Source organism: Brooklawnia sp., from assembly GCF_032229645.1.
Classification (GTDB): Bacteria; Actinomycetota; Actinomycetes; order Propionibacteriales; family Propionibacteriaceae; genus Brooklawnia.
In genome coordinates this window covers 1-7,098 of sequence record NZ_JAVTWX010000092.1, presented here as the reverse complement: position 1 = coordinate 7,098, position 7,098 = coordinate 1, and the positions used below count along the sequence as shown (strand labels likewise).

At 65.4% G+C, this 7,098-nt stretch carries 7 protein-coding genes; 2 read left to right on the top strand and 5 right to left on the bottom strand.

Annotated features, from left to right (window positions below; genetic code table 11):
• Positions 1-133: 133 nt before the first annotated feature.
• Positions 134-1,096 carry a PASTA domain-containing protein gene (locus AAFP05_RS06885; RefSeq protein ID WP_341729117.1) on the top strand — a complete coding sequence of 321 codons (963 nt, stop codon included), beginning with the start codon at positions 134-136 and terminating at the stop codon, positions 1,094-1,096.
• Entirely contained in the window at positions 1,096-2,112 is a 1,017-nt protein-coding gene (locus tag AAFP05_RS06880) for a DMT family transporter (protein WP_341729116.1), read from the top strand. The genes AAFP05_RS06885 and AAFP05_RS06880 overlap by 1 nt, the downstream gene beginning before the upstream one ends.
• Here AAFP05_RS06880 and AAFP05_RS06875 read toward each other — a convergent pair.
• The 5 genes from AAFP05_RS06875 to AAFP05_RS06855 all read right to left on the bottom strand — a co-directional run bounded on the left by AAFP05_RS06875 (position 2,015) and on the right by AAFP05_RS06855 (position 6,961).
• Entirely contained in the window at positions 2,015-2,656 is a 642-nt protein-coding gene (locus AAFP05_RS06875) for an MBL fold metallo-hydrolase (protein ID WP_341729115.1), read from the bottom strand. The two genes, AAFP05_RS06880 and AAFP05_RS06875, sit on opposite strands and share 98 nt — an antisense overlap.
• Positions 2,657-2,693: 37 nt before the next feature.
• Entirely contained in the window at positions 2,694-4,079 is a 1,386-nt protein-coding gene (locus AAFP05_RS06870) for a 3-deoxy-7-phosphoheptulonate synthase class II (RefSeq protein WP_341729114.1), read from the bottom strand.
• Between the two features lie 82 nt (positions 4,080-4,161).
• Complete coding sequence (locus tag AAFP05_RS06865) at positions 4,162-4,827, bottom strand: response regulator transcription factor (RefSeq protein WP_341729113.1); 666 nt, start codon at positions 4,825-4,827, stop codon at positions 4,162-4,164.
• 111 nt (positions 4,828-4,938) lie between these two features.
• Positions 4,939-6,090: an ATP-binding protein gene (locus AAFP05_RS06860; protein ID WP_341729112.1), complete on the bottom strand. Its 1,152-nt coding sequence runs from the start codon at positions 6,088-6,090 to the stop codon at positions 4,939-4,941.
• Positions 6,083-6,961, bottom strand: coding sequence for a lysophospholipid acyltransferase family protein (locus AAFP05_RS06855; protein WP_341729111.1), 879 nt, complete (start codon positions 6,959-6,961; stop codon positions 6,083-6,085). The genes AAFP05_RS06860 and AAFP05_RS06855 overlap by 8 nt, the downstream gene beginning before the upstream one ends.
• Between the last annotated feature and the right edge of the window lie 137 nt (positions 6,962-7,098).

Below are 7,098 nucleotides of genomic sequence, written 5' to 3'. Positions count from 1 at the left end.
CGTACCCGCCCACCCGAGGGTGGCGGCCTCGCCACCTTCACCACGGTGGCGCACGACGGGCCCCACCACACCACCGGGGGGGGGTGGTCGGCCGGCGGGCCCGCCGGCCGTCCCTTTGAACGAGGACGTGCCGATGCCTGCCAGCCAGCGTTACCCGAAGCTTTCGCAAGCGGCCACCTATCGACGCCGCCGCACCTTCGCGCTCACCATCGTCGTGGTACTGCTCGCCATGGTGATCGGGTTCACCAGCTGGTGGTTCGCCTCCGGACGCTATGTGGCGGCTCCTTCGGTGATCAACCTCACCCAGAGCGAGGCCCAGGGCATCGCCGACGAGGCCGGCGTGGTCATCTCGTTCAGCGAGGAATACTCGGAGACCGTTCCCACCGATCTGGTGATCAGCTCCAACCCGCTGCCCGGGGACCGGGTCGTGCGTGGCAGCCAGATGAGCGCGGTCGTCTCGCTGGGGCCGGAGCGCTTCGCGGTACCGCAGCTCGCCGGGCTGCCCGTCGAGGACGCGAAGAAGGCTCTCGCCGACGCCAGCCTGACGTCAGGGCAAATCACCGAGCAGTGGAGCGAGACGGTCGCTCGCGGGCTGATCATCTCGGCCGGATATACCGCCGGCGACCAGGTGAAACGCGACACCCCGGTGGATCTGGCAGTCTCCAAGGGACGAGAACCACTGACCGTCCCGGATACTGTCGGCAAGACCAAGGAACAGGCGGCGAAGACCCTCGGCGATCTCGGATTCCAGATCGCCTACGCCGACGAGCAGGTTAGCGCGAGCGTGCCTGCCGGATCGGTGATCAGCCAAGATCCAGCGAACGGCACCGGCTACCGCGGCGACACCATCACCCTGGTGATCAGCAAGGGCGCCAATATGACAAAAGTGCCTGCGCCGACCGTCAACGAGAGGCCTGCGGCTTACGTCGACCGTCTCAATGCCGCGAAGTTCGCTGCCGAACTGGTCTACAGCGGCGCGAATCTGGGCCCGAACGTGGGCAAGATCGCCAAGGTCACCGACGAGAATGGGACGACCCTGTCCGCCGATTCCGAGCTGCCCGAGGGTGCGAAGATCAAGGTATACGTTACTTTGTGATGACCAGCAATAAAGGCGGCCGCCTGCCGGTGGCCGACAGACTCGCTCCGCTCGCGCTGCTCGTCATGGCGATGCTGTGGGGTTCGACCTTCTTCGTGCTGCATGACATGCTCGAGCGCGTCGATGCCGCCGATCTGCTGGGTGTCCGATTCACCATCGCGGCAGTCGTCTTCGCCGCCGTGGTGCATCGCAAGCTGATCATCAACCGCACCACGCTGCGACAAGGTGCCATCCTCGGTCTGATCTTCGGCTCCGCGCAACTGCTGCAAACCTACGGCCTGGCGTACACCAGCGCGTCCATCTCGGGTTTCTTGACCGGGATCTATGTGGTGCTGACACCGATCTTGGAGGCGCTGCTCTTCAAGGCGCGAGTGCGTCAGCGCGTCTGGGTGGCGGTCGGGCTGGCCACCGTCGGACTGGCAGCGCTGACCATCGCGCCCGGCGCTGGCATGGTGCAGTTCGGCATCGGCGAGACGCTGACCATCGTCAGCGCCCTTCTCTACGCGATGCATATCATCTATACCGGTAGGGTCGCCACCGAGCAGAAAGCCGTGACGCTGGCCGTGTTCCAGACCGCCGGGACTGCCGTCCTCTGCCTGATCGGGGCGATCCCGGGTGGAATCCACTTCCCCCAACGGACCGACGACTGGATGGCGTTGCTCTATCTCGCGCTGATCTGCGGCGCACTGACCGCGGTGCTGCAGACCTGGGCACAATCCAAGATCGCCGCCACCCCGAGCGCTGTGATCATGAGCAGCGAGCCGATCTGGGCCGCCACCTTCGCGATCCTGGTGGGACAGGAAGCGTTCAGCATGCGCACCTTGGTCGGTGGTGCAGCGATGGTGACCGCGATGGTCCTCTCATCGTTGCCCGATCGGTCTAGGACCGCCATGCTGCGGTTCGAGGGCAAGACGGCTCTCAGACCGCCCACGGACGAGTGTCACGGACATCGACCAGCCGAGTCGGGCTCAGAGCCGTTAGGTGCTTATCGATCAGACCCAGACCCCGCTCATTGAGCAGCCCATCGTGAATGAGGAAACCGCGCGGCGCACCGACGGCGCGGGCGAACTCGATGGTCTCCTTGGTCGCCGACCACGGGCCGAAGGCCGGGATGAGCGCGATGTCGATGTCCTCGGCCACCGCGTCCAGGCAGTCGCCGGGATGCAGCACGCTGGGTTCTGATTCGGCGCGGAAGACGAAGCCGACATTGCCGATCCGCGGGTAGTCACGGTGGATCACCGCGTGTTGTCCCCCGATGGTCTCGATAGTCAAGGAGCCCAGATCGATCGACTCGCCGGGTCCGAGTCTGCGGGTGCGCTCGGGCAGCTCGACGATCTCGACCACACTCGACTCGACAGCTACGAGGGCCTGCGGGTTCGCGTCCAAGAGCCTGGGCAGCCAGACCGGATCGGCGTGATCGGCATGCTGATGGGTGACCAGCACAGCGTCCAGGTCAGTCAGGCCGCGCCAGGCGGTGCTGAAATCGCCGGGATCGATCAGGACGCGCTGGCCGTAGGTTTCGATAAGCACGCAGGAATGTCCGAGATGGCTGATCTGCATGCCTTCACTATGGCACGCAGATCCCGAGCGATCTTGATTATTCGTTCCAGTCGGGAACCTGCAGAGGTTCGCGCCGCAACTCGCGGCTCTGGTTGAGCCGCTCGGCGATCATGAAGGCCAGCTCCAGGCTCTGGCTGCGGTTCAGCCGCGGGTCGCAGGCTGTCTCGTAACGCGAGTCCAGATCGGTCTCCGAGAGCTGGAAGGCCCCACCCAGGCATTCGGTGACATCGTCGCCGGTCAGCTCGACATGAACGCCGCCGGGCCAGGTTCCCAGTTTGTCATGCACGTCGAAGAAGCCGTTGAGTTCTTCGACCACGGCGGCATAGCTGCGGGTCTTGTAGCCGTTGTCGGTCTCGAAGGTATTGCCGTGCATCGGATCGCAGACCCACGCCACCTTGCGTCCGGACTGCTCGACCGCCTCGATGATCGGCGGCAGCTTGTCCCGCACCTTGTCGGCGCCCATCCGGGTGATGAAGGTGATGCGTCCGGGCACCCGATTCGGGTCGAGCCGATCGGCGATCTGCAACGCGTCAACGCCACTGCTGGACGGGCCCAGCTTGATGCCCAGCGGATTTGCCACCCGGCTCAGCAACTCCACCTGGGCGCCGTCGGGTTGGCGGGTGCGTTCCCCTATCCAGACCATATGACCGGACGTGTCATAGGGCAGCTGACTACGGGAATCGATGCGGGTCATGGCGTACTCATAGTCGAGCAGCAACGCCTCGTGGGAAGCGTAGAAGTCGACGACCGACAAGGTACGGTCCTCCACCCCACAGGCCAGCATGAAGCCGAGCGCCCGCTCGATCTCGCCGGCGATCTGTTCGTAGCGGTGCTCGATGCGTGAATCCTGCACGAAGCTGGCATTCCAGGCGTGCAACTGGCGGATGTCGGCAAACCCGCCGGTGACGAAGGCACGCACCAGGTTGAGCGTGGCCGCCGAGGCGTTGTACATGCGCATCAGCCGCTCAGGATCGTGCCGTCTGGACTCGGGGGTGAAGTCGAAACCGTTCACGGCATCGCCGCGGTAGGCCGGCAACGTGATGCCGCCGCGGGTCTCGGTGTCCTTCGAACGCGGTTTGGCGTACTGGCCGGCGATGCGTCCGACCTTGACCACCGGAACCTGCGCGGCGTAGGTGAGCACCACGCTCATCGACAGCAGGACGCGCAGCTTCGCCTTGATGTTGTCGGCGCGCACCCCGTCGAAGGTCTCGGCGCAATCGCCTCCCTGCAGGATGAATGCCTGCCGGTCTGCGACTTTGGCGATCCGTTCGCGCAGGTCGTCGCACTCACCGGCAAAGACCAGCGGGGGCAACTCGCGCAGCCGGTTCACCACCCAGTTGAGCCGTTCGGGATCGGCATAGGTGGGCTGCTGCACTTGAGGCATCGCATGCAACTCGGCCAAGGACGGGATCAGCTCAGACACGATGCCAGACTATCGGTTGCGCCCAATCCGGGTCACGGTGACCGAACCTGCAGCGCGCTGGAGGTCCTCCAGGGGCTGGACCCTATGCGTCCAGGCCCTGCTGAATGGCATAGCGGGTCAGCTCGACCCGGTTGTGTAGCTGAAGCTTGCGCAGCACATTCTGCACATGGTTCTGCACGGTGCGGTGACTGACGAAGAGTTGCTCAGCGATGTCGCGATAGCTCAATCCCTTGGCGACCAGCCGCAGCACATCGGCCTCGCGCGGAGTGAGGGCCGGGCTGTCGTCCGCCGGCCCCGGGTTGTTGGCCATCCGGCGGTACTCGCCGAGTACCAGGCCGGCCAGGGTGGCCGTGAAGACCGCCTCGCCTTCCGCGGTCTTGCGGACCGCGTCCAGTAGTTCTTGTTTGGTGGCCGACTTCAGCACGTATCCGCTGGCGCCCGCCTTGACCGCACGCAGCACGTCGTCGCGCTCTCCCGACGCCGACATGACCAGCACCTTCACATCCGGGAAATCACTGGTCAGCATCTGGGTGCAGGTAGCGCCATCGGGATGCGGAATGTTGAGATCCATCACCACGACATCGGGGTGAGTGACCCTGGCGCGGTCCATCACCTGGTTGCCCGCGTAGGCGACGGCGACCACCTCGCAGCCCATTTCGGTGAGGTCCTCGCCCAGCGCGTCGATCCAAAAAGGGTGATCGTCCACCAACATGACGCGCAGACCGGACGGGAACGGATCGACTGGCATCAGATGCCTCCTGCGTTTACTGACTAAGAACACGTCTCACTATTGTGTCGTGGCCAGGGTCCAACGGTGGTCTTCCCCGAGCCTGTGAGGAATGAGGACTGCCGCACAGCTTCACTCAAGCGGCATCCGGAACTCCCACTCCGTGCCCGATCCCGGTGAGGTGGTCAGTGTCGATGTGCCGCCCAGATCGATGACTCGTCCGATCACCGACTCCTTCACCCCGAGCCGGCCGGCGGCTGCGGCCGCATCCAGCTGCTCCTGGGTGACTCCCACACCATCGTCGCGGACCGAGATGATCAGTTCATTGCCCTCCTGCTCCAGCAGGATCCAGGCATGGGCTCCCGGGCCCGCGTGCTTGCTGACGTTCGCCAGCACCTCGCTGATCACCCTATCCAGTTCTTTGGCCCGGGCGTCCGCCATGTTGAGCTGACCTGCCATGGTTGCGACCGTCACAGTGTCGCTTTGGTGCTTCTCGAGCATGATCGTGACATCGGTCGTGTTGACATCAAGGAAGCCGCCGCCCTGGATGTCAACCCGCCGGTCCTGCAATGTGGCGCGTAGCTGGTCTTCTTGCCGAAGTGCCAGGGAGGCCAGCAACTGCCCGCGCGGACCGAGTTCGGCCCCTTCGCGAGCGACCATCGCGAGCACCTGAAGCACGCCGTCGTGGACGATCCGGTTCAGTCGCTCGCGCTCCTCGAGAGCCGCCACGGTGGCCAAATTGCGGTCGCGGTCGGCGATAGCGCTGCTGAGCTGGCGGACGACCAGCCCGATGAAAGTCGGAATCGCCGCCATCAACAGAACGTCGCCCCACGCTCGCGGCGCCAGCGACGGTGCCTGCAGGAACTGCACGGAGCCCACCAGGACACCGCCGATCAGTCCGGCGAGCGGACCGCGCCAGATCGCCAGCACCGCCGGGGCCGCCAGCATCCAATAGCAGGCCAGACCCAAATAGCTCTCCCGCAGCAAGTCGACACCGAGCACCAGGCGGGAACTGCCCACCACCGCCAACGTGATCGCCATATCCAGCAACATCAGCCATCGGGTACGCCATCTGGACCGCAGATTGAGAAAGCAGGCCGCCACCGACCAACCGGCAGCCACCAGACAAGCAAGCATCAGCAGGCCCGGCTGGCGCACCTGCGAGGCCCGCATGCCATTGACCACGATCATGTGCACCACCAGGGCGATCCGGGCCCAGCCCGCGGCACGATAAATCGTGCGCAGCAGGCTCGGATCTCCCGGGAGGATCTGCTCGCTACTCATCGATCGGCGCAGCCGTGGCTTGACCGCTGCGTCTGCGAGCGCGGGCCTGCCGTTCGGCCAATGCGGCGCGCTCGGCCTGCTGACGCGCTGCCTCAATGGCCTCGTCCATGATGACCGCGTCCTGTTCGTCGAGCAGCCGCGCCAGTTCGGCTTCGGATGCCCGGCGCTGTTCTTCGGCAGCCCGGCGTTCGGCCCTGAGCTCACGCCATTCGGAGAGCCTGACGGGCTGCCCCGGCGTCCGCTTCTTGCGGCCGCCGTCCGCATAAGAGTCGAGATAGCGGCGGCCGGCCAGCTGGCTGATCCGTGTCATCACCAGGTCGGTCAGCCCTCTCAGCACGAACCCCTCGAGCACGTCGCTTGGCAACTGGTCGTCGGCGAACCGAGAAGTCGCGATGGGTTCTCCGATCCGCAGCCGGTAGCGCAACTCCGGCAATGAGTCGTGGGTGGTCAACGGGATGAGCGCGGCGGGCACGATCGGAGTGCCGGTAGACAGTCCCACAGCGGCGAACCGCGCGTGGCCTTTGTGGACCGCTCCGTCACCGTCGCTGGCGCCTTCCGGGAAGACCACCACGACCTCACCCCGCATCAGCAGCGCAGCCGGGCTTCGGTGAACATCGGGATGCTCGTCCCAGTCGGTCTGACGCAGCCCCGGAATCACCCGGCGCCGGTCACCAGAATCGACGACCACGGTGGCATCGCGCCCCAACGATGCCGTGACATTCAGATGATCGAAGGGGCTGACCCTGTTGACGGCAAGGATGCAGCCGCCTTCGGGGAGCCGTTCAAGGTGGTCGACATCGATCCTCCACGGGTGCCGCAACCGGCCGGCTGACTGTCGCACGCTCGCCAGGTCACGGGGTAGTACGGGCATCGTCGGTCACTCCCCCGCGGCGGGCTCGTCCGCAGTGCTGTCTTGGGCGATCGGCAGGTCGACGGCCGGAACAGGCCTGGTCTGATTCTGATTGGGGTGGTCGAGGATGTGCCCGGCCACATCGGCGTTCCGCAGGT

What these genes read in the sequence shown, in the direction of transcription:
- AAFP05_RS06885 (WP_341729117.1), top strand. Translation starts at nt 134, where the DNA reads ATGCCTGCCAGCCAGCGTTACCCGAAGCTTTCGCAAGCGGCCACCTAT.
- AAFP05_RS06880 (WP_341729116.1), top strand. Translation starts at nt 1,096, where the DNA reads ATGACCAGCAATAAAGGCGGCCGCCTGCCGGTGGCCGACAGACTCGCT.
- AAFP05_RS06875 (WP_341729115.1), bottom strand. Translation starts at nt 2,656, where the DNA reads ATGCAGATCAGCCATCTCGGACATTCCTGCGTGCTTATCGAAACCTAC.
- AAFP05_RS06865 (WP_341729113.1), bottom strand. Translation starts at nt 4,827, where the DNA reads ATGCCAGTCGATCCGTTCCCGTCCGGTCTGCGCGTCATGTTGGTGGAC.
- AAFP05_RS06860 (WP_341729112.1), bottom strand. Translation starts at nt 6,090, where the DNA reads ATGAGTAGCGAGCAGATCCTCCCGGGAGATCCGAGCCTGCTGCGCACG.
- AAFP05_RS06855 (WP_341729111.1), bottom strand. Translation starts at nt 6,961, where the DNA reads ATGCCCGTACTACCCCGTGACCTGGCGAGCGTGCGACAGTCAGCCGGC.